The organism is Streptomyces sp. NPDC029674 (assembly GCF_044903205.1).
GTDB lineage: Bacteria > Actinomycetota > Actinomycetes > Streptomycetales > Streptomycetaceae > Streptomyces.
Window position 1 is genome coordinate 179953 of record NZ_JBJDPY010000006.1, and the last position, 25978, is coordinate 205930.

A 25978-nucleotide genomic window follows, 5' to 3' on the forward strand; every position below is an offset into this window, starting at 1 on the left:
GGCCGCCGCACCCGGCCTTACGGCCTCACCTCTACAGCTTCTCCACCGGCGCGTACCTCAGCAGCAGACGCTTCGGCTTGGGCTCTCCGAAGTCCACCGTCGCCTCGGCGTTCGCACCCGTGCCCTTCACTCCGACCACGGTCCCGAGGCCGAACTGGTCGTGCGTGACCCGGTCGCCGACGGCGAGCGACACCACCGGCTTCTCCGTCGCGCGGCGCGTGGCGAAGCCCTGCGCGCCACCGGAACGGGAGCGCGAGGAGGACAGCGACGAGGCGATTCCCGCGGCGGGGCCGGACGACGCGGGGGCGCCGACCGAGCCGGTCCGCTTCCAGTCCAGGTGGGTGTCCGGGATCTCTTCGAGGAAGCGCGACGGCGGGTTGTACGACGGCTGGCCCCAGGCGCTGCGCATGGAGGACCGGGTCAGATAGAGCCGTTCACGCGCGCGCGTGATGCCCACGTACGCGAGGCGGCGCTCCTCCTCCAGCTCCTTGACCTGCCCGAGGGAGCGCATGTGCGGGAAGACGCCGTCCTCCATGCCGGTCAGGAACACCACGGGGAATTCGAGGCCCTTGGCGGTGTGCAGGGTCATGAGCGTGATGACTCCGGAGCCGTCGTCCTCCTCGTCGGGGATCTGGTCGGAGTCTGCGACCAGGGCGACGCGCTCCAGGAAGTCGGAGAGCGTACCGGCCGGGGCGGCGCCCTCCTCGCCCTCGGCAGCCGCACTGTTGTCCTGCTCGAACTCCAGGGCCACGGCGGCGAGCTCCTGGAGGTTCTCGATGCGCGTCTCGTCCTGCGGGTCGGTGGAGGCCTGCAGCTCGGCGAGGTAACCGGTCCGCTCGAGCACGGCCTCCAGGACGACGGCCGGGCCCGCGCCGGACTCGACGACGGTCCGCAGCTCCTCCATGAGCGTGTTGAAACGCTTGACGGCGTTGGTGGAGCGGGCCGCCATTCCGTAGGCCTCGTCGACGCGGCGCAGGGCCTGCGGGAAGGAGATCTTCTCGCGCTGCGAGAGCGCGTCGATCATGGCTTCGGCGCGGTCGCCGATGCCCCTCTTCGGTACGTTCAGGATGCGGCGGAGCGGGACCGCGTCCTCGGGGTTGGCGAGAACGCGCAGGTAGGCCAGCACATCGCGGACCTCCTTGCGCTCGTAGAAGCGGACGCCGCCGACGACCTTGTAGGGCAGGCCGACGCGGATGAAGATCTCTTCGAAGACACGGGACTGGGCGTTCGTCCGGTAGAAGATCGCGACGTCGCCGGCCTTGGCCTCGCCCGCGTCGGTGAGGCGGTCGATCTCGTCGGCGACGAACTGGGCCTCGTCGTGCTCGGTGTCGGCGACGTATCCGGTGATGCGGGCGCCCGCGCCCTGGTTGGTCCACAGGTTCTTGGGGCGGCGGCTCTCGTTCCGCTCGATGACCGCGTTCGCGGCGGTCAGGATCGTCTGCGTGGAGCGGTAGTTCTGCTCCAGGAGGATCGTCGTCGCGTCGGTGTAGTCCTCCTCGAACTGGAGGATGTTGCGGATGGTGGCGCCGCGGAAGGCGTAGATGGACTGGTCCGCGTCACCCACCACGCACAGCTCGGCCGGGTCGTCCTCGTCGCCTCCGGAGGGGCCGACGAGCTCGCGCACCAGGGCGTACTGGGCGTGGTTGGTGTCCTGGTACTCGTCGACCATGACGTGCCGGAAACGGCGCCTGTAGTGCTCGGCGACGTCCGGGAAGGCGCGCAGCAGGTGGACCGTCGTCATGATCAGGTCGTCGAAGTCCAGCGCGTTCGCCTCGCGGAGGCGGGACTGGTACATCGCGTAGGCCTGGGCGAGGGTCTTCTCGAAACCGTCGGCCGCCTGACCGGCGAAGTCCTCCTCGTCGATCAGCTCGTTCTTCAGGTTCGAGATCTTGGCGCTGAAGGACTTCGGCGGGAACTTCTTCGGGTCGAGGTCCAGGTCGCGGCAGACCAGGGCCATGAGGCGCTTGGAGTCCGCGGCGTCGTAGATCGAGAAGGAGGAGGTGAAGCCCAGCTTCTTGTACTCGCGGCGCAGGATGCGGACGCAGGCGCTGTGGAAGGTCGAGACCCACATCGCGTTCGCCCGGGGGCCCACGAGCTGCTCGACGCGTTCCTTCATCTCGCCCGCGGCCTTGTTCGTGAAGGTGATCGCGAGAATCTGGCCGGGGTGCACGCCGCGCTCGGCGAGGAGGTACGCGATGCGGTGGGTCAGCACGCGGGTCTTGCCGGAACCGGCGCCGGCCACGATGAGCAGCGGGGAGCCGGCGTGCACGACGGCCGCGCGCTGGTTCTCGTTCAGCCCGTCGAGGAGCGACGCCGGGTCGATGACCGGGCGCGGGGCGCCGTCGCGGTAGTGCGACTCCCGGGTCATGGGCGCGTCGAACTTCCCGTCGAACAGGTCGTCCGGAATGGGCTCCGGAGCGCTGTCCTCGGGCGGCGGCGGGGGCGCTTCGTCCGCGGCCCGGGAAGGCTGCAGGTCCGCCAGGAAGCTGTCATCAAAGAGGCTGCTCATCGCCTCCCGAGTCTAGGCGGCCCCACTGACAACCCGCTGCGGGTTCCGGTCAGCCCGGGTCTTCCTACGCCCCGCCCACGGACGATCACGCTCCGCTACGCCTTTGACCGCCCGCGCCACGCCCGCGTCAGGGAACTCGTAAAGTCACGAAAATGTATCGGGCATATCGAACATCAACCTTCACAGGGACCACACGCGTTGGCTAGCGTGCCCGGCGGGCCACTCGTCCCCCCACCGGCGAACCCCGCCGGGAACGGGCGGCCTCCGCCGAGTCCGACCTGTTCGGAGCCGGGGACCCACCAGAACATTGGGGTGAATCGGTCCCGTACGAAGTACGGGACCGTAGGGCAGCCTTCCGGAACACCCGCCCGAACCCGACAGCTAACCCGGTAGGCGGTCCACGGAAGGAGTCGCCTCCCTTGGCGTCGCACCGCAAGCCGCGGACCCGTACAGCCGGCCTACGCACGGCCCCCGCCATCGGCATCACGACGGCGGCCCTCACCTCCGTCGCCCTCCTGGCACAGAGCGCGCAGGCGGCGCCCTCCGCGCCGGCCAGGCCCAGCCTCGAAGAGGTCCAGAAGAAGGTCGACGAGCTCTACCGGCAGGCCGGCGTGGCCACCCAGAAGTACAACTCGGCCAAGGAGCGCACCGACAAGCAGCGCAAGAAGGTCGACCGCCTCCTCGACGACGTGGCGAAACGCACGGACGAGCTGAACGACGCGCGCAAGGAGCTGGGCTCGTTCGCCGCCGCCCAGTACCGCACCGGCGCCGTCTCCGAGACCGCCACGATGATGCTCGCCAACGATCCGCAGGGCTACTTCGACCAGAACCACCTGGCGGACCGGCTGACCACGCGCCAGAAGAAGGCGGTCGACGACTACCAGGCGCAGCAGGCGTCGGCGACCAAGCAGCGCACGAAGGCCGCGAAGAGCCTCGAGACGCTGAGCGACTCGCGGGACGACCTCAGGACGAGCAAGCGGACCGTCCAGAAGAAGCTGGGTGACGCGCGTGAGCTGCTTTCGAAGCTGACAGCCGAGGAGAAGGCGCGGCTGGCGGAGATCGAGCGGAAGAAGAAGCTGGAGGCCAAGCGCAAGGCCGAGAAGCTGGCCCGTGAGCAGGCCGCCGAGGCGGAGCGGGAGCGCAGGGCCGAGGAGGCGGCGCAGCGGGAGAAGGAGCGGGAAGCCGGCCAGGGCTCCGGATCCGGCTCTGATTCCGGTTCCGGTTCCGACGCGGGCTCGGGTTCCGGTTCGGGCTCCGGCTCCGGATCCGGCTCGGGAAGTACTGACGGCAGCTACGCCACCAAGGCCGCGAAGGTCATCGACTTCGCGGAGGCCCAGATCGGCAAGCCGTACGTCTGGGGCGCCACCGGCCCCGACTCCTACGACTGCTCCGGACTCACCCAGGACGCCTGGAAGGCCGCGGGGATCTCCCTGCCGCGCACCACATGGGACCAGGTGAAGGTCGGCACCACCGTGAAGACCGCCGACGCCAAGCCGGGTGACCTGGTGTTCTTCTACGACGACATCAGCCACGTGGGGATCTACATCGGCAACGGCAAGATGATCCACGCCCCGAAGCCGGGCGCGAACGTCCGCGTCGAGTCGATCTACTACATGCCCATCCACAGCGTGGTGCGCCCCGCGTAAGGGCGAAGCACGCTCTTGAGGCCGACGCACCTCTACGCGCGCGTGGCCCGCATCCCCCCCGGATGCGGGCCACACGCGCGTAGAGGCGGAAAACTCAGGTCCACAGCACCGCGATGAAGATGTTCGCCGTGGTCAGCAGGCCGACCGCGCCGAACATGCCCTTGTCGACCTTCTCCTCGTCCCGCTTCACATAGACCAGCGCGAGGATCACGATCAGCACGGCCATCTTGATGCCGATCTTGAGGTTGTTGACCGCGTTGTCGTCCGCCTGGTTGAGGCCCACCAGGACAACACCGGTGACGAGCATGATCAACGCCCCGTGCAGCATCCCGGGGCTGAACCGTGCGGTGCCCTGGCCCATCTGCTTCATCTGGGTCAGGAAGCCACCCAGGAGCGAGGCGATGCCGATGATGTGCAGGCCGACGAAGAGATGGATGAGTAGGTCCATGAGGCCGGAGCCTAGCCGGGTCCCCGGGCGGCCGTGGCAGGTGCCCCCATATCACCACCCCCTGACCCGGCAAGTCGGAAACGAGCCATCGGTCACAGCCGCGCGCGAAGCAGCCGTCGGCCCGCGAGCCGCACGGTCGTAGTCGGTCACTGTCCGCCCTCTTCCGCCAGTTGCGCACAATCCCTCACCAACCCGTGACGGCCAGGTTTAGCGTCCTCCACCAGGTGGCCGGCTCCCCACCGCCGTCCGACCCGGGACGGCCGTCGGTCACCACCGCCGAGAAACCCGGCGGCGGCCCGTTCCCCCTGTGCGGGCCGCCGCCGGACACGTAAGGAGCCCCACTTCGTGGCAGCGCACCGCAAGCCCAAACAGCGCTCGCTCAGCGGCAGCACGGCCCGTACCGCCGCGACCCTCGCCCTCGTGGGAGCCGCGTCGGCGACCGTCTTCGACGGCACGGGACACGCGGACCCCCGGCTCAGCCCCGCCGAGGTGAAGTCCAAGGTCGACTCGCTCTACCGCGAGGCGGAGACAGCCACCGAGAAGTACAACGGCGCGAAGGAGAAGGCCGAGAAGGCGGAGAAGACCCTCCGCGAGCTGCGCGACACGGCGGCCCGCAAGGCGGAGAAGCTCAACTCCGCCCGCAACAGCCTCGGTTCGTACGCCGCGGCGCAGTACCGCGCGGGCGGCATCGACCCCTCAGTGCAGCTCGCCCTCTCCTCCGACCCCGAACAGTTCCTGGACCGCGCGGCCCGCGCCGACCGGGCCGGCAGCCGCCAGGCCCTGGCCGTCGGCGACGTGCGGAAGCAGGTCCAGGAGATGGACCGGCTGCGCGGCGCGGCCGACGAACGCCTGGCCGCCCTCCGCGCACGCCAGGCGGAGCTGAAGAAGCACAAGAAGACGATCACCGGGAAGCTCGGCGAGGCGAAGCGGCTGCTGTCCCGGCTCACCGCCGACCAGCGCGCGGAACTCGCCGGCGCGGAAGGCCGGGAAGGCCCGGGAGGCGACAGCCGCGCCTCCCGCTCGGACGCCCGCGCCGCCTCTCCGGGCGCCGCCAAGGCCCCCAACGCCCGCGCCGCGGCCGCCGTCTCCTACGCGTACAAGGCCATCGGCAGCCCTTACGTCTGGGGCGCCACCGGCCCGAACGCCTTCGACTGCTCAGGCCTCACCCAGGCCGCCTACCGCTCGGCCGGCGTCGCGCTGCCCCGCACCACCTACGCCCAGATCGCCGCGGGGGAACGCGTCTCCCGCTCCCAACTCCGCCCCGGCGACCTGGTGTTCTTCTACTCGGGCATCAGTCACGTCGGCCTCTACGTCGGCAATGGCCAGATGATCCACGCCCCGAACCCGAGCGCCCCCGTGCGGCTCGCGCCGATCGACCAAATGCCGTTCGCGGGCGCCACACGCGTGGCGTGAGCGGACACACCGGTGACCGAAGTGAAGGCTGCGGGGCGCGGCGAGCAGGCAGAGCGCGCCCACCAGTAATGTCACGTGCATGCCTAGCCGTACGCTGCCTCCGCCCCCGCCACCTGTGTATCTGCGCACCTGGCCGGACCGGCAGACGCTGCTCACCGATCGCGGCATGGCCCTGGAGGAGCTGCGCAGGCGACACCTCGGGGTGAGCCGGCTCCTGCTGCTGTGGCTGTGCGGCCTCGGCGGCGTCGTCGGCTGGGCGCTGCTGATCCAGCCGATCCGGTACATCGACGACGAGGACGCCAGCGCCTTCCTGCTGGGCCCGGTCCTGGTGGTCCTCGGCCTGGCCGCGCTGGTCCCCGCGGTGATCGGCGTCGTCCTCGGCATCCGCCACGACCGACGCGTCCGGCAACTCATGGACGCCTGGCTCGCTTTGGACAGCCACCCGCCGTCCGACGCCCGGCTGCGCTCCCCCGGCCTCAGCCTCCTCTGGCTCCTGTCCTCCCTCGCCGTGTGCACATTGGGCCTGTGGGCGTCCTTCACCTCGGCCGCCTACGCCGAACCGGGCCACGACACCTACACCGACGTCGCCCTCGGCATGGGCGTCGGCCTGATCCTGTGGCTGACCGGCCTCCTCGGCGCCGCGAAGGCCCTCGGCCACTACCGGTGGGCGCTACGGAAACTGGGCCCGGCGGCGAGGCCGACCACCACCGCCCCCGCCGACGCCACGCTCTCCTGACTGCACGACACCGCCCTGCCGTCGGTCGGTCAGACCAGCCGCCGTGCCGTCGCCCACCGCGTCAGCTCATGGCGGTTGGAGAGCTGGAGCTTCCGCAGGACCGCCGAGACGTGCGACTCGACCGTCTTCACGGAGATGAAGAGCTGCTTGGCGATCTCCTTGTACGCGTACCCGCGCGCGATGAGCCGCAGGACCTCCCGCTCGCGCTGCGTGAGCCGGTCCAGGTCCTCGTCGACCGGAGGCGCGTCGGTCGAGGCGAAGGCGTCCAGGACGAACCCGGCGAGGCGCGGTGAGAACACCGCGTCGCCGTCCTGCACGCGGAAGATCGAGTCCACCAGGTCGGTGCCGGTGATGGTCTTGGTGACGTAGCCGCGGGCGCCGCCCCGGATGACGCCGATGACATCTTCGGCGGCGTCCGAGACCGACAGCGCGAGGAAACGCACCGGACTCTCCGCGTCGGACATCAACGGCGAGCAGCGGCGCAGGACTTCCACACCACCCCCGCCCGGCAGGTGTACGTCCAGGAGGACGACCTCAGGCCGGGTGGCCGTGATGACCGTGACCGCCTGGTCGACGTCGGCGGCCTCACCGACGACCTCGACACCGGTGACGTCCGTCCGGCCGATCTCCGCCTGCACTCCGGTACGGAACATCCGGTGGTCGTCGACCAGGACGACCCGCACGCGACGCCCGCCCGCACCGCCGCCCTCGTCCGTCCCGGTCGGCTCCGTGGGCCCACTGGCCCCGGTCGCGTCGCTCATGTCGTCGCCGTCCTCTCCATCTCCAGCTCGACTTCCGTGCCGCCGCCGGGCACCGCGCGCAGCCGCGCCGTGCCGCCGTTGCGCTGCATGCGGCCGATGATCGATTCTCGTACGCCCATGCGGTCGTCCGGCACGGAATCCAGATCGAAGCCCGGACCGCGGTCCCGGACGGACACGAACACCGTCTCCCCCTCGACTTCGGCGAAGACCTGCACCGCGCCGCCCTCGCCACCGTACTTGGCGGCGTTCACCATCGCTTCCCTCGCGGCCTGCATCTGTGCGGTCAGCGGCTCGTCGAGCGGGCAGTCGCCGACCACGACGACCTCAATGGGGACGCCGTGCTTGTCCTCGACCTCAGCGGCGCTGCGGCGGACCGCCTCAGCGAGGGTGTCGGGCTCCTCGTCCTCGTCCTTGCCGCTGCCCTCGGGGTTGTAGAGCCAGGCCCGCAGGTCCCGCTCCTGGGCACGGGCGAGCCTGCGCACCTCTCCGGGGCTCTCCGCGTTGCGCTGGATCAGGGTCAGGGTGTGCAGCACGGAGTCGTGGACATGGGCGGCGACCTCGGCTCTCTCCTGGGCGCGGATGCGCATCAGCCGCTCCTCCGAGAGGTCCTGCATCATGCGCACGAGGTAGGGGCCGGCGAGCAGCGCGACACCGACGAGCACGGCGAGCGAGGCCTGCAGCACGGCGCCCAGGTGGGCGGCGGAGCCCTGCAGCACGAAGATGCCCGAGACCCCGGCACCGACCAGGAGCACTCCGGCCGCCGACCGGGCGATGGTCAGGGTGCGCCTGCGACGGCCGACGGCCATCCAGCGCGCCCGGCGGGCGTTGTCGGCCTGCCGCCAGACGAGGGCGACACCGGCGGCGACGAGCAGGGTCGGGACGACATAGGCCTTGGTCGAACCGTCCAGGTCCACATTGCCGACGAAGACCATGGCGACGACGACCATCGCGAGGAGCGCGACGAGCTGCCCCTTGTCGGGCTTGCGGGCCACGAGTCTTCGGCGGCCGTCCGGCGCCGTCTCGGCGGTGACGGCCGCGGGCGGCCGCTCGGAGTCGACCCCGCCCACGCCGAGCGGGACGAAGAACCAGAACGCCGCGTAGAGCAGCGCGCCGAGGCCGTCCGCCGTGAACAGGCCGACGAAGATCAGCCGGACCCAGATCACGGGCAGTCCGAGGTGGCCGGCCAGACCGCGGGCAACGCCGCCGAGCCAACGGCCGTCGCCGCTGCGGTACAGCTTGCGCAGCGGTCGGACGTCGTCGGTGGGCGGTGCAGCGGCTTCCGGCATGTCATCGATATTCACACGCGGGCGCGGGTGCGAGCATCAGGGTCGACCCCCGAGACTTCCCTGATCTCGGCCCCTGCCCCGGCCCTGTCAGGGTTGCGACCCGAGCCGTCTCAGGGGCGATATCAGGGTTCGGCCAGGGTCGTCCCGACTGCCGCGGCGGCCCCCTGGCAGTCACCATGGACGCATGAGAGATCAGCAGCCCGCCGAGACGGAGACCGAGGCCGCCATCCGCGACGCCCTGCGTGCCGCGCACGGCGAGCCGGACGGTTCCGCGGGCGGTCACGCGCCGGGCCTGCCCGCGGAGGAGCGGAAGTTCCGCCGCGACCGTCGGCAGAAGAAGCTCGGCGGCGTGTGCGCCGGGCTCGGCCGGCACTGCGACATGGATCCGGTGATCTTCCGCATCGGTCTCGCCGTGATCGCCATCACCAGCGGCCTCGGCCTGGTCTTCTACGGCTTCGCCTGGCTCTTCGTGCCCTTCGAGGACGAGGAGGAGAACGAGGCGCGCAGACTTCTCTCCGGCCGGGTCGACGGCCAGGCGCTGACCGCGGTGCTCTTCGCGCTGGTCGGCTGCGGCGTCTTCCTCACCCTTCTGAACAACGGCGGGGCGCTCACCTTCGCCGCCGTCCTCGCCCTGCTCCTCGCGGGCGCGGGGTACTGGTCGCAGCAGCGCGACACCCTCGACACCGATCCGGTGGCGGCGCAGGCCGCGGCGGACGCCCCGCCCGAGGCGAAGGCTCCGCCCGTCACCGTGTTCCCTTCGTGGTGGCGCGACCCGATAGTGAAGGACGGTACGTACGACGGCATCTCGGGCTACTTCTGGGGCCCCGAAGGCCTCGACGTCGGCTATCAGCCGACGGGCCACCGCGGTGTCCACCGCAAGGAGGCGACGGCGCCCGCCCCCGTGTCACCACAGCCCAGCGGGCCGCGCTGGATCGGTGGCTGGGTGTTCCTGTTCGCCCTGCTCGCGGGCGGCCTCGGCACCGGCCTGACGTGGGAGGAGCAGCCGCTCGGCACGACGTTGCAGACCGGTCTCGCGTGTGCGCTCGCGGTGTTCGGCCTCGGCATCGCGGTCAGCGCATTCCTCGGGCGCACCGGCGCGGGTTCGATCGTGCTGGCAGTGCTCACCGCCGGTCTCCTCGCGGCCTCGGCGGCCCTGCCGAAGAACATCACGACGCACTACGCCCGCACGGACTGGATACCCGCGGCCGTGGCGGACGTCCGGCCCCAGTACGAGGTGGGGCTCGGCCAGGGCACGCTCGACCTGAGCAAGGTCGAGGTCGGCAAGGGCAAGACACTCGAGACCGGCGCCGAGGTCGGCGCGGGCGACCTCCGGGTGATCGTGCCGAAGGACGCCACCGTGCGGCTCGACGTGGAAGTGGGCGTCGGCGACATCGTGTTGCCGGACGACAGCGGCAAGGACGTGGACATCGCTCCGGGCCGGGAGAAGAAGGTGACGCTGGAGCCGCCCGCGGGCAGTGTGGCCGGCGGCACGATAGATCTGCGCCTCGAAGTCGGCGTCGGACGAGCGAAGGTGACCCGTGCTACGTCATGAATTCCACCCCGGAAAGCTGGTGGCAGGCCTCTTCCTGCTGACGGTCGCCGTCGTGTACGCGGGCGACGCGGGCGGCATGTGGGACGCGCCCTGGTTCGTCGCGCTGCCGCTCGTGATGGCCGGCCTGTTCCTTGCGGGCGTGACGGCGGCGATCCACGGGATACGGCCGCACGGGATACGCGCGAGGGGCGCGGCCCGGCCGGGAGGCTGCGTCCAGAAGGCCACGGAGCGGGAGCAGGACTAGGGCCTGTCCGGCCGATCATGGCGATGGGCCCGGATGTTCCTACGGCGGTGGGCGGCGGCGGGTGGTGCGCAGGGCGTCGACGGAGAAGACGGAGGCTCCGGCGAGCACGAGCGGCAGCCACGCCATCAGGTACGCCAGGTCGTTGCCGTAGTAGTAAGGCGTCTCCTGCCAGCTGACGGTCAGCCAGAGGCTGAGCGAGATGAGCGCGCCGCCGAGCGCGGCGAGCCGGGCGAAGAGGCCGATCAGCGTGCCGATTCCGACGGCCAGTTCACCCACGGCGATGGCGTAGCCGAAGCCGACGGGGCTCTTGAGGGACAGGTCGACGAGAGGGGGGATCGCGGAGATGTCCCGGACGCCTTCCATCTGGGCGCCGATGGAGCCGGCGCCGCTCGCCTGCATGAAGGTGCTGTCGGTGAGCTTGTCCAGGCCGGCGTAGATGAAGGTGACGCCCAGGAAGATCCGCAGGGGGAGCAGGGCGTAGCGGGTGGCGGTCTCGCGCCAGTCGTCACGCCGGATGTGGTGGGTGTGGCTGTCCGTACGCATGCCGTGCGCCATGGCACTCCGCCGCCTCTCGCGTGGTCCCCGTCATCCGACGATACGTACGAAGAGGGGCCGCTGCTCACTGGCGTGCAGCGAATTCCATGACAACAAGAGGGGAGGTGGGTCCGGGTGGAGCAGGTGGGAGTGGGTCAGTCGGTGACGTCGATCGTGACGCGGTTCGTCTCGACGCCCGCGGCGGTGACGACCTGGACGTCGACGCGGCCGGGTTCGACGTCGACGGGGACGGGCACGGTCAGCGTCGCGTCGCTCGGATTGGTGAAGCCGCCCGGCACGGGCACGAGCGGCACGTGGACGTGCACGGCGCCGATGCGGACGACCGTGCGGGCGAGCCGGTCCGCGTCCCCGGCGCCGGGCGGGACGAAGCCCGCGCCGCGGATCTCGATGTCGTCGCCCGTGCGGATGGGGGCGTCGAGGTCACCGGCCTCGCGGGCGCGGACGACGGAGAGGATCACGGGACGGCCGCCTTCGGAGTACTTCCCCGCGAGATATGTCGCGGCCGACACCAGCACCAGCAGGGCGAGACCCCACGGCAGATCGGGAAGCTGCTCGGGCCGCCGCGCGAGGCGTACGGCGGCGAAGACCACGGCGACGGCGTTGACCATGACGTACTGCGCGTCGCTGAAGCTGCCGCGGCCCGCGTCGTCGGTGAGCGGGTCGGCGGCCCGCGGCCGGTCGGCGCGCACCTTCTGCAGGCGCTGGCCGAGCACGCGCAGGCCGACGACCCTGCGTACCAGGACGGCGACGGCGCACACCACGGCGAGGACGGTCACGGTTCCGGCGGCGCGGGCCAGTTCGAGACCGGCGATGAGTTCGTCGCGCTGTCTGTGGTCGGAGGCAGCGGCCAGTTCGCCCGCGAGGACGAGTACGGCGAAGACGACGAGGAGCACCCAGGAGGCGGCCACGGCGCGCGAGGTGGAGAGCCGGTTGTCCTCGCCGATCACCGGCGCGAGGACCCCGCCGCGCGCCCGGTGTGCGTACGCCGCCCCGGTCAGCAGCCCGCCCACGGCGAGGGCCGCGAGGAGCCCGGCCGTGCGCGCGTCCGACCAGCCGGCGCCGATCGCGGTGAGCGCCTGGACGAGGAGCAGCACGCCGAAGGAGACCCAGACGACGCCGAGCGTGCGCGTCCAGAGCCGTCGCAGCCAGGCCTCGCCCTCGGCCCTGCCGCGCTCGGCGACGGTGTGCGCGGACTGCGTCAGCTCGTCCGACACCCACTGCCGGGAGGCGCCCGCCGAGTGCGCGACGGCCGCCGGCAGCCCCTGCCCGGTCGCGAGTTCGTCCCGCTTGGCGAGGAATGCGGCCACGGCTTGCCGGTGCCCCTCGCGCGCCCCGTGCGGGCAGCCGCCGCATGTGCAGCCACCCCCGTGCGCGCCCTGCCCCGCCTCCTGCACTGCCACCGCGTATGCCGCCTTCCCCACCCTCGGGGCCCCTGGAGACCCGTGCGAACTTCGTTGCAGAGAAAGGGAATTGTGCCGTACTGAAGGGCGAACGAATCCCCGGGGTCAGGTCAGCGGGGGTGAACGGCCCGGCCCGGCGTTGACGTGCCGGTCAGGCCAGCAGGTCCGGTTCGCTGCGGCTGATGTCCTGCCACAGGGACTGGTAGTTGATCCACGCGACCAGATCGCTGCCGAGCTGCTCCCGGGTCTGCACCGCCTGCTTGTGGCCGATCAGTACCGGTCGGCCCGCGGCCCGCGCGCTCAGCTGTACCTGGCAGGAGCGTTCCATGGAGATGAACCACCAGGCGGCGGCGTCGACGGAGTCCCCGACGGTGAGCAGGCCGTGGTTGCGCAGGATGACCGCCTTGTGGTCGCCGAGCGCGGACGCGATCCTGCGGCCCTCCTCGGCGTCGACGACGACACCGGTGTAGCCGTCGTAGAGCGCGTGGTTCTCGTAGAAGGCACAGGCCTCCTGGGTGATCGGGTCCAGGAGTTCGCCGAGTGTGGAGAGCGCGCGGCCGTGCAGCGAGTGGCAGTGCGCGACGGCGACCACGTCGGGCCGCGCCAGATGGGCCTGGGCGTGGACGGTGAACGCGGCCTGGTTGACGTGGTGGCGCCCCTCGACCACCTGCCCCTCGGCGTTGACGAGGACGAGGTCGCCGACGGTGACGTGCTTGAAGGGCATGCCGAAGGGGTTCACCCAGAAGCAGTCGGTGTGTTCCGGGTCGCGTGCGGTGATGTGGCCGGAGACCCCGTCCTCGTACCCGAGCCGACCGAAGATCCGCAGCGCGCCGGCGAGCCTCTCCTTGCGGTGCCGTCGTTCGTCCGTCACGGACTCGTGGACGGGCGGCATCGCGAACTGCAACCGTTCGACGGGTATCGGTGTGGGCGCCTGCATGTGTCCTCCATCCCTGGCTGTACGGGGCGGAAGTTACCGGTGGGAAGCACAGGAGGACAGAGGCACGGCACGATGCGCGATCAGCGCCGCACGAGCAACGGCGCGCGAAATGGGGACAGGAGGTGTCGGGTATCGGCGGCAGACTCGGCGTATGCCGTTCAACTGGGAAGCCTTCGCCACAGCGGAACCGGATCTGGCCGCGATCGTCGAGAAGCGCTTCGGCGCGTTCACCCACCACACCCTCGCGACGCTCCGCAAGGACGGGTCGCCGCGCACCACCGGGCTCGAAGTCCGTTTCCTGAACGGGGAGTTGTGGCTCGGCATGATGCCGCACTCCCTGAAGGCGCTCGACCTGCGCCGCGATCCGCGCTTCGCGCTGCAGGCGAACCCGGGGCCGGGCACAGAGATGGCGGGCGGCGACGTCCGCATCGCGGGCCGCGCCGTCGAGGTGCGCGACCCGAAGGTCGTCGCGCGCTACGCGGACTCGGTGAATCCGCCGGACCCGGACACCTTCCACCTCTTCCGCACCGAGCTGACGGAGGTGGTCCGCACCTCCATCGAGGACGGGAAGTACCTGGCGGTGCAGTTGTGGAAGCCGGGCGTCCCGGTCCACACGACGCGGCGGACGTGAGAGCGCCGGTGCCGCCAACCCGTTCGGGAATGGCGGCACCGGCGCTCAGCGAACCTGGGGAAGGACCCTGGGGGTCACTCCCACTCGATGGTCCCCGGCGGCTTCGACGTCACGTCGAGGACGACGCGGTTCACGTCGGCGACCTCGTTCGTGATGCGCGTCGAGATCTTCGCGAGGACGTCGTACGGCATGCGGGTCCAGTCGGCCGTCATGGCGTCCTCGGACGAGACGGGGCGCAGGACGATCGGGTGGCCGTAGGTGCGGCCGTCGCCCTGGACGCCGACGCTGCGGACGTCCGCGAGCAGCACGACGGGGCACTGCCAGATCTCCCGGTCGAGGCCGGCCGCGGTCAGTTCCTCACGGGCGATGGCGTCGGCCTCGCGCAGCAGGTCGAGGCGGTCCTTGGTGACCTCGCCGACGATGCGGATGCCCAGGCCGGGGCCGGGGAACGGCTGGCGCTGGACGATCTCGTCCGGCAGTCCGAGCTCGGCGCCGACCATCCGGACCTCGTCCTTGAACAGCTTGCGCAGCGGCTCGATGAGCTGGAACTCGAGGTCTTCGGGGAGCCCGCCCACGTTGTGGTGGGACTTGATGTTGGCGGTGCCGCTGCCGCCGCCGGACTCGACCACGTCGGGGTAGAGGGTGCCCTGGACCAGGAATTCCACCGGCTGGTCGCCGGGGGCCTCGGCGACGATCTCCGCCTGGGCCTGCTCGAAGACGCGGATGAACTCGCGCCCGATGATCTTCCGCTTCTCCTCGGGGTCGCTGACCCCGGCGAGGGCGTTCAGGAACCGCTCCTGGGCGTCGACGACCTTCAGCTTGACGCCGGTCGCGGCGACGAAGTCCTTCTCGACCTGCTCGGTCTCACCCTTGCGCATCAGGCCGTGGTCGACGTACACGCAGGTCAGCTGCGAGCCGATGGCCTTCTGCACGAGCGCCGCGGCGACCGCGGAGTCCACGCCGCCGGAGAGGCCGCAGATGGCGCGCTTGGTGCCGACCTGCTCGCGGATGGCGGCGACCTGCTCGTCGATGACGTTGCCGGTCGTCCAGTTCGGCTTGAGGCCGGCGCCGCGGTAGAGGAAGTGCTCGAGGACCTGCTGGCCGTGCGTGGAGTGCATCACCTCGGGGTGGTACTGCACGCCGTACAGCTTCTTCTCGTCGTCCTCGAAGGCGGCGACCGGCACGACGTCCGTGGACGCAGTGACCGTGAAGCCCTCGGGCGCGGCGCTGCACGCGTCGCCGTGCGACATCCACACGGACTGCTCGGTGGGGGTGCCCTCGAAGAGGGTGGAGCCGGCCTTGGAGACGGCCAGCGGGGTGCGGCCGTACTCACGGGCGCCGGTGTTGTCGACCGTGCCGCCGAGGGTGGTGGCCATCAGCTGGAAGCCGTAGCACATGCCGAAGACGGGGACGCCGGCCTCGAAGAGCTGGCGGTCGACGGCCGGCGCGTTCTCCGCGTACACCGAAGAGGGGCCGCCGGACAGGATTATGGCGGCGGGCTTCTTGGCGAGCATCTCGGAGACGGGCATCGTGCTCGGCACGATCTCGCTGTAGACGCGGGCCTCACGGACGCGACGGGCGATGAGCTGGGCGTACTGCGCTCCGAAGTCGACGACCAGAACGGTGTCGGGAGCGGCGGCAGCGGGGGGCGCTGATGGCACGGCGGCGGCCTTCCGGCGTTGAGCTTGAGCGGTGCGTGAGCAGAGGCTCGTGCGTGAGCAGGGGGTCTGTGTTTGTCAATTCTAACGGGCCCGGCGCGGCCCCTTCGTCGTATCCGACGGGCCCCGCGCCGCGGGCACCCGGCCGTACGAACCTGGACCGGCGTCTCAGTATCCGAGCCGTGCGCCGGTCCCGATTGACCAGGCAGGCGCGCGTGGGGGCATACTGATCCCGTGACCAAGCACCTCAGCTTCCTCTTTACCTATGGCAACCGGCCTGCCGGCTGCCATGGTCGAGCTGCTTGATCCCACCGACAAGCGACTTACCGGGCGCCCCGGGCCGACAAGGCCCGGGGCGCTCTGTCGTACGCGGGTCCTGCCGCTCCGGGGCACCTCCTCTTCCGACAAGGAGCCCCACATGACCGCCACCGCAGCCACCGCCTCCACCCCCGCTGCCGCCGACAAGACCGGTGCCCGTACCCCCGAGGCCGTCGGCGTGATCGAGAACGCCCGGGAGCGGATCGACGCGCTCGACGACCGGATCATCGGTCTCGTACAGGAACGGATGGCCGTCTCGGCCGTCATTCAGGAAGCGCGCATCACCTCCGGCGGCCGCCGCGTGAACCTCTCCCGCGAGATGGAGATCCTCGGCCACTACAGGGACGCGCTCGGCAAGCCCGGCACGGCGCTCGCGATGACGCTCCTCGAGCTGTGCCGGGGCCGCGTCTGACCCCGCGCACGAGTTCGGGTCCGTTCTCACCCGTACGGCGCGTGACCGGTTCCGGGCGGGCTTCGTTGGTCCCGGTGTCCGTGTCAGCCAGGTGCGGGCCCGTAAGAACCACGCGTGGCTCCGCTGGAGCGATGAGGCGTGAGGATTGCGTCCTCGCGCCGTGGGACCTCACTCCAGTGATGTGACCGGACGGCAGGGGACAGCAGCCCGGTCACCCAAGAGAACGGTCGGTTCCGGGGACGCCCGGAGCCGGCCGGCCTCCGTCCCGGACTGCCGTTCCGCAGTCGTCCCGACCACCGTCCCGATTGCCGTCCCGGACCCGGACAGATCTTCGGCCCTTTCCCCTATAGAAGCGGTCGAAACGGTTGCGCAGCCGACAGCACATCCAGCACGATGCGTAGAAGGGCGGGCAGCGAGCCGCCCGTCCACAGTTTCATTGCCAATGGTCGATACCACGTGAGCGCCCTCTGTGCGCCGGGTCGGCCACCGGCACCTCGACCAAAACGGCGCACTCCCCCGGCGCCGCCCCAGGCACCGTCGCAGCCCTGACGTCGGTGCCGACGGCCAAGGGCCCCGCGGATCCGTCCCGCGGGGCCCTTCGCTCTGCGCCTGTCCGGGCCTACCTGCCCTGCTTGGCCTACTTGGGGGCCTTCTCCAACTTCTTCACCTGCGCCTCGACGATCTCCGTCGGCACGCCGAACTTCTTCGGCTTGAGCAGGTTGATCGAGTAGAAGGCCGCGACGGTCGAACCGCTGCGGACGACGGTGAAGCTCATCGGCGTCTTCTGGCCCTCGATCAGACCCACGACCTTGTACGAGACGGCGTCGTCGCCGGCCTTCGGCGCGGGCAGCGCCGCGACGTCGCGGTACTTGGAGTCCGCGTGCTCGTACGCGGTGCACTTCTTCGTGGCCGTGCGCAGGCCGGCCATGACCTTCTCCGCGCCGGCCTGCTCGTGTGCGAGCAGCGCGAAGGAGATGACGGTGGCGTCCAGCTCGTCGGGGCCGGTCATGGTCCGGCCGATGCGGGCCTCGGCCGCCGGCCGGCTGGCGAACATGAACATGTCGGCGAGCGGCTGGCACGCGGCCGGGTCCGCGGGCACGGTCTGCGAGGGCATGTCCGCCGCGGACATCTTCTCGACCTTGTAGCCCTTGAGGTCGCCCTCGGTGAGGGCCGCCTTCTCCAGGTCGGCGGTGGTCAGCACGGCCGGCTTCTTCGCGCCCGCGTTCTCCGCGGCGGGCTTCTGCGACGCCTTCGCGCCGCCGGCCCCGCTGTCGCCGCCGTCGCCCTTGTCGCTGCCACAGGCTGCGGTCAGGCCCAGCGCGACCGTGACGGACGCGGCCATGACGGCCCGAGACACAGATGACTTCACGTTTCCTACCTTCACTCTGACGGCGCGGGCGACGGCCCGCGCCGAGGCGACATGAAAGCGGTAAACGCACGCCTGTCACCAGCGTTTTCCGTAACGATCAGAAACCGCTGGAAAGGTTGTACGCGGCGCGTGTGAGTTAGCTCAGAGCTTGCCGAGCTGGGCGTCGACGATCGCGGGGGCCACCTTCGGGTCCTCGTCCGCGGTGGGCGTGCCGACGCCGCCCATGCCGTCCATGCCGTCCTTCGCGGCCTCCTTGTCGCGCTGGACGCCCTCGGGGTCGTACAGGTTCGACGCGTCGAACACCGCGATCGTGGAGCCACTGCGCACGACCGTGACGCTCTCCCGCGTCACGAACTCGCCCTTGCGATGAGCGATTTTGTACGAGACGGCCTCATCGCCCTTGCCCTCCGGGGCCGGCAGCGTCCGCACGCCGAGGTATCGCTGTTCGCCGACGTGGAAGCGGGAGCACTTCTTCGATTTCGACGCCGTGCGCAGGTCCGTCATCGTCTGCTTGGCGTCGGCCTCGGCGTAGCGGGACAGGCCTACGCCGGTGGTCGTGGAGCCCTTGCCGTCGGCGGGGGTGAGGATCCGGTCGACGTGCGCCTTCGCCTTCGCCGGGCCACCAGAGCCGGAACCGGAAGCGGAATCGAGCATCGCGGCCAGCGGGGCGCACTCCGCGGGCGACGGTGTCCCGGCGCCGGACCCCTTGGACTCCGCGGACGGCTTCGGCATCTCGACCTCGTAGCCCTTGACGTCCCCGGCGGTGAGAGCCGTCTTCTCCAGCGCGGCGGCGCCCGCGTCGGCGCGCGGCTTCGTCGGCTTCCCGGCGTCGTCACCACTGCCGCTGCAGGCGGCGCTCGCTCCAAGGGCCGCCACGACCGAGACGGCCACCACGACACGCGACACAGCTGACTTCACGTTCTGTTTCCCCCGAAGGCTTCCTGCTCATTGCTGCTTGCACTGGTACGACGGGGGAAGATCGATTCTGGTTCCCTGCGGTGACGCGCCGCCGTCACCAGCCCCAGATCCAGAAGCGGAACGGGCTGAGCAGAGCGATCGCGAGGGCCATGCCGCCGATGACGATCACCACGGACCACGCCCTGCGGCTGCGCTCGGACCGCCTGCCGCGGCGCGGCCCCGTCGGCGCCGCCCGCCACTCGTCCGGCCGCCATCGCTCGCTCGCGGCCTCGCGCTTCGCGCGCCTGCGACGGAACCGTCCCGCCTCCTCGATGCGTTGGCGCGCGGCCTCCTCGTCGAGGCGGCGCAGCCTTTCGGCCACCATGCGGGCCCGCGCGGACGGCTCCTTCGGCGCCGACGAGCGGATGTCCCGCTCGCTGTCTTTCTCGAACCTCTCCCACACCTCGTCGGGTATGGCCACGCTGTCCCCTCCCCTGGCTTTCCGCAGCTCCACGGGCATCCATGCGCCCCTGGAGCGGGGGAAGTTCTACGGCACCCGCTCGCGACAGCACAAGCGGTGTGAGCCACGCCACATAAGAATTCCGTCAGGTTGAGGACAACCATTCACAGGGATCGCAGGTCATGCATGCAGTAACAACGGCCACACCCGCGTCCCCAGCGCGGAGGCCTTCCCACCTCCGTGCTGCCGACCAGGCAGCGCACCGGACTTCCCGAGGTCTGCATGAAGCTTCGTCGTGCCATGGCTGCCGCGGCCGCTACGGCTGCCATAGCCCCGCTCGCGCTGCTCTCGGCGCCCGTCGCCTTCGCGACCGATGAGGCCGGATCCGCCACCTCGGCCACGCCGGCCGCGACGCCCACGGACACGGCCGCGCCCACTCCGTCCGCGACGCCCACGGACACGGAGGAACCGGAGAAGGAGCCGGGGGACGAGCCGGAGGACGAGACGACCGACACGCCGCCCGCGAAGCCGTCCAAGCCCACGAAGCCGTCCAAGTCCTCGAAGCCTCCGAAGAGCCACGAGGTGATCGACGACATCAAGGACGAGGCCCTCGACGACGCGGACGAGGAGACCGAGGAGCCGCTCGACTGCCCGGTCGACGACGACGGCGTGGACGTCGACTCCGTGCTGGAGGTCGACCTCGCCGGTCTGCCCAAGAAGATCGTCAAGGGCAGCGGCTGGCACCGGTTCGAGCTGTCCCTCACCAACCCCACCGACGAGGAGCTCGGTGAGGTCAAGTGGATCGCGGCCGTGAACGACAAGTCGTACGACAAGGACGACGAGGACCGGCTCGGCAACTACACCGACCTGGAGTACTTCGACACGAAGTCCGGTGACTGGGAGGCGATCGACGCCGACCTGAACGGCGGTCTCGCCTTCGACGTCACCGACCTCGGCGCCGAGGAGCAGGTCGACATCAAGCTGCGGGTGGCCATCGACTCCGAGGCCCCGACCGGCGACAGCTACGCGGTCGGCCTCGGCGGCTACCTCGACACCGAGCAGAACTGCACGCACACCACGGACGCGTACGAGCCGCTCACGGTCGTGAAGCCGGGCAGCAGCGGCGAGACCCCGGGCACGGCCGCGCCGACGCCGGACAAGACGCCGTCGGCCGAGGCCAAGAAGCCGCAGGGCTCGCCCGAGGCGCTCCCGTCGGCCGACAGCACCGGTGACACGGGCAGCCTCGCCGAGACCGGCTCCAGCTCGATGCTGCCGACCGTCGCCCTCGTGGGCGGGATCGCCGTGGTCGCCGGTGCGGGCGTGGTGTTCGCCGTACGTCGCCGCAAGGCCGACACCGCCGCGTAACAGCGGCACCTGATCACGCGGAAGGACCTGCGCTCGGAGGGGGGCGCAGGTCCTTACGTGTATCCGTTACTTCCCGGACCTGGGCGGCACCGCCGGCATCCCCAGGAACGGCAGCTTCAGCGCGCCGAAGGCGTCCGCCGGGACGGCCGGTGTCTTCGGTTCGACGGCCGCGAGCCGCACGTACCGCTCGCCCTGCGCCGGACGCGTCTCCTCGCCGCCCTTGTTGGGCCAGAACGACATCGCGCGCTCGGCCTGCGCGGTGATCGTCAGGGACGGGTTCACCCCCAGGTTCGCGGAGACCGCGGCGCCGTCGACGACGGAGATGCCGGGGTGGCCGTAGAGCCGGTGGTAGGGGTCGATGACGCCCGTGTCCGGCGAGTCGCCGATCGGGCAGCCGCCGAGGAAGTGCGCGGTCAGCGGGGTGCCCATGAGCTCGCCGATGTTGGAGCCCGCGAAGCCGTTGATCTCCTTGGCGAGGATGGTCGCCGCGCGGGTGGCCTCGGGGATCTGGTCGGGGTTGGGCGCGCCGTGGCCCTGGCGAGCGGTGAGCAGGCCCTTCCCGATGCCCTTCTCCTTGCGGTACGTGGTCAGGGAGTTGTCGAGCGACTGCATGACCAGGCCGATGATGGTCCGCTCCGACCAGCGGTGGTTGGAGAGCGAGCGGGCCAGGAGCGAGGGGTGGCGGACGACGTTGCCGAGCCATCCCGCGACCCGCGCCTTGCCGCCCTTCAGGCTGTACGGGACCTGGAGCACGGTCAGGCTGCCCATGGCGTTGGACTTCTTGCCGTAGCGGACGGGCTCGATGTGGGTGTTGGCGTCCGGGTGGATCGACGAGGTGATCGCGACGCCCTTGGTGAAGTCGGCCTTCTCGGCGCCGTGGCGCTTGCGGTAGCGGCGGTCGGTGGTCTGGGCGCCGACCAGCGCCTCGGAGTTGGTGCGGGTGAGGGTGCCGAGCCGCTTCGATATGTGCGGCAGCAGGCCGGTGTCCTTCATCCGGTGCAGGAGCGTCTGCGTACCGTACGTACCGGCGGCGATGACCACCTTGCGGGCGCGGAACGTCCGGCCGCGGCCCTTGCGCTTGTCGTCGGTGGGCAGGGTGGCGACGGCGAAACCGCCCTGCGAGTCCTCGGTGACGGCGACGACCGACGTCATCGGGTGGACGACCGCGCCAGCCTTCTCCGCCAGGTAGAGGTAGTTCTCGTTGAGGGTGTTCTTCGCGCCGTGCCGGCAGCCGGTCATGCACTCACCGCACTCGGTGCAGGCCTTGCGGGAGGGTCCCGCGCCACCGAAGTAGGGGTCGGGAACCTCCGCGCCGGGGCTGGTCGTTGTACGACCGTCCGCGTCGTTCCCGTCACCGAAGAACACGCCGACGGGCGCCATGTGGAAGGTGTCGCCGACCCCCATCTCCTGGGCGGCCGCCTTCAGATGGACGTCCGAGGGCGTCGTCGTCGGGTTGAGCCGCACCCCGAGCATGCGCTTGGCCTGCTCGTAGTAGGGGCGCAGCTCGTCCTGCCAGTCCGTGATGTCCTTCCACTGCGGGTCCTTGAAGAACGGCTCGGGCGGTACGTAGAGGGTGTTGGCGTAGTTCAGCGAGCCGCCGCCGACCCCGGCGCCCGCGAGGACCATCACGTTGCCGAGCAGGTGGATGCGCTGGATGCCGAAGAGGCCGAGCGCGGGGGCCCACAGGTAGTTCTTCAGGTCCCAGGAGTTCTTGGGCAGCGTCGCGCGCGTGAAGCGGCGGCCCGCTTCCAGGACGCCGACGCGGTAGCCCTTCTCCGTCAGCCGCAGCGCGGACACGGCGCCGCCGAAACCGCTGCCCACGATGACTACGTCGTAGTCGTACGCAGCGTCGTCGCCCCCCTGGTTCTGGGCAGAGCTCTCCTGTGACATCGACTCTCCTCGTCAAATTGCCCGCGGGCGTCTGTGGTTGCTAACGCAGTCGGAGCGCCTTCATGACCTTCAGGCTCGTGGTCATGAACGCCGCGTACTTCTCGTCGTCCAGGCCGAAGGAGGGCGCCAGCGGCATGAGCCGCTGGGTGGCGACGGTCTGCGCCTCGGTGAACTTGAGGATGCCCTCGGAGCCGTGCCTGCGGCCGAGGCCGGATTCCTTCATGCCGCCCATCGGGGACTGCGCGCTGCCGTAGGCGGGTGCGTAGCCCTCGTTGACGTTGACCGTGCCGGTGCGCAGGCGGGCGGCGAGCTTGCGGCCGCGGCCGCCGTCCTTCGTCCAGACCGAGGAGTTCAGGCCGTACGGCGTGGCGTTGGCGAGCTCGACCGCCTCGTTCTCGTCCGTGAAGCGGTAGATGGAGACGACCGGGCCGAAGGTCTCCTCGGTGCAGACCGCCATCGGGGCCTCGACGCCGTCCAGGATCGTCGGCTCGAAGAAGTACGGGCCGATGTCGGGGCGCGCGACGCCGCCCGCGACGAGCGTGGCGCCCTTGGCGACGGCCTCCTCGACGTGCCGGGTCACGGTCTCCAGCTGCCGCTCGCCGACGAGGGAGCCCATGTCGGCGCCGTACGTCAGGGACTTGCCGAGCCGCATCGCCTTCGTGCGCTCGGCGAAGCGCGCCACGAACTCGTCCGCGACGGACTCGTGGACGTACAGCCGCTCGATGGAGATGCACAGCTGGCCCGCGGAGGAGAAGCAGGCGCGCACCGCGCCGGACGCGGCCTTGTCGATGTCGGCGTCGTGCAGCACCAGCATGGCGTTCTTGCCGCCGAGTTCGAGCGAGACGCCGATCAGGCGGGCGGCGGCGCCCTGCGCGACCTCGCGGCCGGTGCGGGTGGAGCCGGTGAAGGAGACGTAGTCGGCGTGCTTGACGACCTCGGGGCCGATGACCGGGCCCTCGCCGAGGACGACCTGGAAGGCCTCGGAGGGCAGGCCCGCCTCGATGATGAGGTCGCGGGCCCACAGGGCGGTCAGGCAGGTCTCCGTGTCGGGCTTCATCACGAGGGCGTTGCCCGCGACGAGGGCGGGCAGCGCGTCGCCGATGGAGAGTTCGAGCGGGTAGTTCCAGGGGGCGATCTGGCCGACGACGCCGCGCGGCTGGCGGTTCTCGGTGACCTTGGTGAGGGTCGGGACGACGCCGGTGTGCCGCTTCGGGCTGAGGTAGGAGGGGGCCTTGCGGCCGTAGTGCCGGGCGGCGACCGCGACGGACTGGATCTCCTCGTGCGCGTGCAGCCGGGACTTGCCGGTCTCCAGCTGTATCAGGTCCAGGACCTCGGCCTGGCGCTGGAGCACCAGGTCGTGGAACCGCAGCAGGACGGCGGCGCGCTGCTTCACCGGGGTCCTGGACCAGGCGATCTGGGCGGTGCGGGCCCGCTCGAAGGCGGTGGCCACGTCCGCGGGGGTGGACTCGGGCAGGTCGGCCAGCTTCTCGCCGGTGAGCGGCGTGTGGTTAGCCGTCCGGCCCGACCCGATGACGTCGCGGGTGAGCTGGGCGATCAGCTCGGGCGTGACCACGTCGGCGGCGGTGCGCGCGCCTTCGGGGGCCGGGGCGGTCGGGTTCGTGCCGAGGGGCGCTGCGATGGCCTGCGAGTCCGTCATGCTCGTGAGAGTAGGCCCACGTCAGGGTTTTGGGTACCCATCGGTAACGGGCTTCACGGCTCACTCACACGACGCCAGTGATTGCTGGCGACAAAGCCGCTGATCAGCGCGTTGTCATCAGCGCGATGTCGCCAACAGGACGAATTCTCAGAGCTTTTCGAGCTCCAGGTTCGCGATCGCCGTCTCGGCCACCTCGCGGCCGCGGGCGGTGAAGTCGCCCTTGCCGGGATAGTCGATCCACAGCCGGTACATGTCACCGGACTTGGTCCGGTAGTAGAAGATCCTGGCTTCGTGCGGCAGCTCGGTCTGCGAGTCGGTGTACGTGACCGTGTTCTCGGCGGAGGGCCGCCCCTCGAACGTGGTCTCCTTCGTCCTGCCGTCCGGCGCGGGGTCGCTGTCCATGTGGCTGAACGACGACTCTCCGCTCTCCTTGAACGTCTCCATGTCGGCGTAGGCCTGGGCCGCCGAGGTCCCGGCGACGTCCTGGGAGGTGTCCTTCTTCTCGGCGAGGTCGAGCGTGATGAAGACGGCGCCGCTGGGATCGGTGTATCTGATCCACGTCTTGTTCGTGTCGGACGGCTCCGGCTTGCTCTCCACGTAGTGCTCCGGCGCGGAGACGGTCGCGGCGACCACCGCCGCCCTGTGCTTCTTCCAGCCCTCCGCGTCCGACGAACCCCCGAAGGGGTCCACCGCCACCAGCACGCCCGCCGCCACCGCGGCGACGACCACACCGGCGACGACGGCCAGCGCCTTGCGGCTCAGGAAGACGCCCTTGCCGCCGCGTCCGTCACCGCCGCCGCCGCCCGCGACCGTGACGACCTGCGTCGGCGCCGGCTGCGGCGGCCTGGCCGCCTCCTCCAGGAGGGCGCGGACCTGGGCGGCGTTCGGGCGCTGGGCCGGGTCCTTGGCCAGCAGCCGGTTGATCGCCTCGGCGAGCGGTCCGGAGGCCGAGGCGGGCGCGGCGGGCGTCGCGTTCAGGACGGACTGGAGCGTCGCAGGGGTGTTGTTGCGGCGGAAGGGCGAGACGCCCTCGGTCGCGGCGTACAGGACGACGCCGAGCGACCACAGGTCGGAGGCCGGCCCCGGCCGCTGGCCGAGGACCCGCTCCGGGGCGATGAACTCGGGCGAGCCGACGAAGCCGCCGGTGTCCGTCAGGTTGGTCTCGCCCTCGATCTGGGCGATGCCGAAGTCGGTGAGGACGACGCGGTCGTGCCGGCCGAGCATCACGTTGTCCGGCTTCACGTCGCGGTGCAGGATGCCCGCCTGGTGCGCGGCGTCCAGCGCGTTCAGTACTTCGAGGCCGATGCGCGCGGCGTCGCGGGCGCCGAGGGTGCCCTCCTGGAGCGCGGCGCCCAGGGAACGGCCCTGGACGAGCTCCATCACGATCCACGGCTGGCCGTCCTCGACCGCCACGTCGTGCACGTTGACGACGGCGGGGTGGTCGAGGCGGGCCGCGGCGCGTGCCTCGCGGCGCATCCGCTCGAAGGCGTTGGCGCGCTCGCGCTCCGGCAGGTGGTCGGGGAGGCGCGGCTCCTTCACGGCGACCTCGCGGTCCACCGTCTCGTCCTTGGCGCGCCACACGGTGCCCATGCCGCCGTGGCCGAGCTTGGCGAGCAGCCGGTAGCGGTTCACGATCAGCCGGCCGACGCCGGGCGGCTGCGCGTACGGGTTGTCGGGGTGAACGCCACCGGGTTGGCCGGATTGCCCCGGTACTCCAGGTACTTGCGGGACTCCGGGTTCTCCCGGTACTCCCGGTCGTTGTGGTGGCTGAAGGCCGAAGCTGGTGGGTTCGTACGGCCCGTAAGAGGCTCCCCCGTTGTTACTCATGCACACA

The 25978-nt window shown here is 70.8% G+C and carries 22 protein-coding genes and 1 riboswitch; of the genes, 8 read left to right on the top strand and 14 right to left on the bottom strand.

Annotated elements, in window-relative coordinates:
• Positions 1–31: 31 nt before the first annotated feature.
• Positions 32–2509, bottom strand: a complete 2478-nt coding sequence (pcrA, locus tag ACI2L3_RS16430; RefSeq protein ID WP_404753059.1) for a DNA helicase PcrA — start codon at positions 2507–2509, stop codon at positions 32–34.
• A 255-nt stretch (positions 2510–2764) separates the two neighbouring features.
• A riboswitch (cyclic di-AMP (ydaO/yuaA leader) is annotated at positions 2765–2921 on the top strand.
• Between the two features lie 7 nt (positions 2922–2928).
• On the opposite strand from pcrA, the gene ACI2L3_RS16435 reads away from it, so the two are divergent.
• Positions 2929–4155, top strand: a complete 1227-nt coding sequence (locus tag ACI2L3_RS16435; RefSeq protein ID WP_404753060.1) for an NlpC/P60 family protein — start codon at positions 2929–2931, stop codon at positions 4153–4155.
• 94 nt (positions 4156–4249) lie between these two features.
• On the opposite strand, the gene ACI2L3_RS16440 is transcribed toward ACI2L3_RS16435, so the two are convergent.
• Entirely contained in the window at positions 4250–4603 is a 354-nt protein-coding gene (locus ACI2L3_RS16440; RefSeq protein WP_404753061.1) for a hypothetical protein, read from the bottom strand.
• 345 nt (positions 4604–4948) lie between these two features.
• On the opposite strand from ACI2L3_RS16440, the gene ACI2L3_RS16445 reads away from it, so the two are divergent.
• Entirely contained in the window at positions 4949–6016 is a 1068-nt protein-coding gene (locus ACI2L3_RS16445; protein ID WP_404753062.1) for an NlpC/P60 family protein, read from the top strand.
• A 79-nt stretch (positions 6017–6095) separates the two neighbouring features.
• Entirely contained in the window at positions 6096–6752 is a 657-nt protein-coding gene (locus tag ACI2L3_RS16450; RefSeq protein WP_404753063.1) for a hypothetical protein, read from the top strand.
• A gap of 29 nt (positions 6753–6781) precedes the next feature.
• Here the strand turns inward: ACI2L3_RS16450 and ACI2L3_RS16455 are convergent, their stop codons facing one another.
• Positions 6782–7513, bottom strand: coding sequence for a LuxR C-terminal-related transcriptional regulator (locus ACI2L3_RS16455; RefSeq protein ID WP_404753064.1), 732 nt, complete (start codon positions 7511–7513; stop codon positions 6782–6784).
• Complete coding sequence (locus tag ACI2L3_RS16460; protein ID WP_404753065.1) at positions 7510–8799, bottom strand: PspC domain-containing protein; 1290 nt, start codon at positions 8797–8799, stop codon at positions 7510–7512. The genes ACI2L3_RS16455 and ACI2L3_RS16460 overlap by 4 nt, the downstream gene beginning before the upstream one ends.
• 184 nt (positions 8800–8983) lie before the next feature.
• Between ACI2L3_RS16460 and ACI2L3_RS16465 the strand changes: the two genes are divergently transcribed.
• Positions 8984–10351 (top strand): PspC domain-containing protein, encoded by a 1368-nt coding sequence (locus ACI2L3_RS16465; RefSeq protein WP_404753066.1) that lies wholly within the window; start codon positions 8984–8986, stop codon positions 10349–10351.
• The gene (locus tag ACI2L3_RS16470; protein WP_404753067.1) at positions 10338–10595 is read left to right on the top strand and encodes a hypothetical protein; all 258 of its coding nucleotides are present in this window, start codon (positions 10338–10340) and stop codon (positions 10593–10595) included. The genes ACI2L3_RS16465 and ACI2L3_RS16470 overlap by 14 nt, the downstream gene beginning before the upstream one ends.
• A 39-nt stretch (positions 10596–10634) precedes the next feature.
• Here the strand turns inward: ACI2L3_RS16470 and ACI2L3_RS16475 are convergent, their stop codons facing one another.
• The 3 genes from ACI2L3_RS16475 to ACI2L3_RS16485 form a co-directional block, all read right to left on the bottom strand.
• Positions 10635–11150: a DoxX family protein gene (locus tag ACI2L3_RS16475; protein ID WP_404753068.1), complete on the bottom strand. Its 516-nt coding sequence runs from the start codon at positions 11148–11150 to the stop codon at positions 10635–10637.
• Positions 11151–11284: 134 nt separating this feature from the next.
• Positions 11285–12550, bottom strand: coding sequence for a hypothetical protein (locus ACI2L3_RS16480; protein ID WP_404753069.1), 1266 nt, complete (start codon positions 12548–12550; stop codon positions 11285–11287).
• A gap of 151 nt (positions 12551–12701) precedes the next feature.
• Complete coding sequence (locus ACI2L3_RS16485; protein WP_404753070.1) at positions 12702–13487, bottom strand: class II aldolase/adducin family protein; 786 nt, start codon at positions 13485–13487, stop codon at positions 12702–12704.
• A 151-nt stretch (positions 13488–13638) separates the two neighbouring features.
• Here ACI2L3_RS16485 and ACI2L3_RS16490 point away from each other — a divergent pair, with 151 nt between their 5' ends.
• Positions 13639–14118, top strand: coding sequence for a pyridoxamine 5'-phosphate oxidase family protein (locus tag ACI2L3_RS16490; RefSeq protein ID WP_404753071.1), 480 nt, complete (start codon positions 13639–13641; stop codon positions 14116–14118).
• 74 nt (positions 14119–14192) lie between these two features.
• On the opposite strand, the gene guaA is transcribed toward ACI2L3_RS16490, so the two are convergent.
• A complete protein-coding gene (gene guaA / locus ACI2L3_RS16495) occupies positions 14193–15779 on the bottom strand; it encodes a glutamine-hydrolyzing GMP synthase (RefSeq protein ID WP_404753072.1) in 1587 nt (528 codons plus the stop codon).
• A gap of 415 nt (positions 15780–16194) precedes the next feature.
• Here guaA and ACI2L3_RS16500 point away from each other — a divergent pair, with 415 nt between their 5' ends.
• Positions 16195–16506 carry a chorismate mutase gene (locus ACI2L3_RS16500; protein ID WP_404753073.1) on the top strand — a complete coding sequence of 104 codons (312 nt, stop codon included), beginning with the start codon at positions 16195–16197 and terminating at the stop codon, positions 16504–16506.
• Between the two features lie 637 nt (positions 16507–17143).
• Here the strand turns inward: ACI2L3_RS16500 and ACI2L3_RS16505 are convergent.
• The 3 genes from ACI2L3_RS16505 to ACI2L3_RS16515 all read right to left on the bottom strand — a co-directional run bounded on the left by ACI2L3_RS16505 (position 17144) and on the right by ACI2L3_RS16515 (position 19253).
• A complete protein-coding gene (locus ACI2L3_RS16505) occupies positions 17144–17875 on the bottom strand; it encodes a hypothetical protein (protein WP_404753074.1) in 732 nt (243 codons plus the stop codon).
• A 141-nt stretch (positions 17876–18016) separates the two neighbouring features.
• Positions 18017–18793, bottom strand: coding sequence for a hypothetical protein (locus ACI2L3_RS16510; RefSeq protein ID WP_404753075.1), 777 nt, complete (start codon positions 18791–18793; stop codon positions 18017–18019).
• Between the two features lie 94 nt (positions 18794–18887).
• Complete coding sequence (locus ACI2L3_RS16515) at positions 18888–19253, bottom strand: hypothetical protein (RefSeq protein WP_404753076.1); 366 nt, start codon at positions 19251–19253, stop codon at positions 18888–18890.
• A 261-nt stretch (positions 19254–19514) separates the two neighbouring features.
• Between ACI2L3_RS16515 and ACI2L3_RS16520 the strand changes: the two genes are divergently transcribed.
• The gene (locus ACI2L3_RS16520; protein ID WP_404753077.1) at positions 19515–20597 is read left to right on the top strand and encodes an LAETG motif-containing sortase-dependent surface protein; all 1083 of its coding nucleotides are present in this window, start codon (positions 19515–19517) and stop codon (positions 20595–20597) included.
• Positions 20598–20663: 66 nt separating this feature from the next.
• Here ACI2L3_RS16520 and ACI2L3_RS16525 read toward each other — a convergent pair whose 3' ends face one another.
• The 3 genes from ACI2L3_RS16525 to ACI2L3_RS16535 all read right to left on the bottom strand — a co-directional run bounded on the left by ACI2L3_RS16525 (position 20664) and on the right by ACI2L3_RS16535 (position 25971).
• A complete protein-coding gene (locus ACI2L3_RS16525; protein WP_404753078.1) occupies positions 20664–22487 on the bottom strand; it encodes a GMC oxidoreductase in 1824 nt (607 codons plus the stop codon).
• 40 nt (positions 22488–22527) lie between these two features.
• Positions 22528–24144 (bottom strand): succinic semialdehyde dehydrogenase, encoded by a 1617-nt coding sequence (locus ACI2L3_RS16530; protein WP_404753079.1) that lies wholly within the window; start codon positions 24142–24144, stop codon positions 22528–22530.
• Between the two features lie 147 nt (positions 24145–24291).
• Positions 24292–25971: a serine/threonine-protein kinase gene (locus ACI2L3_RS16535; protein ID WP_404753080.1), complete on the bottom strand. Its 1680-nt coding sequence runs from the start codon at positions 25969–25971 to the stop codon at positions 24292–24294.
• Positions 25972–25978 lie beyond the last annotated feature (7 nt).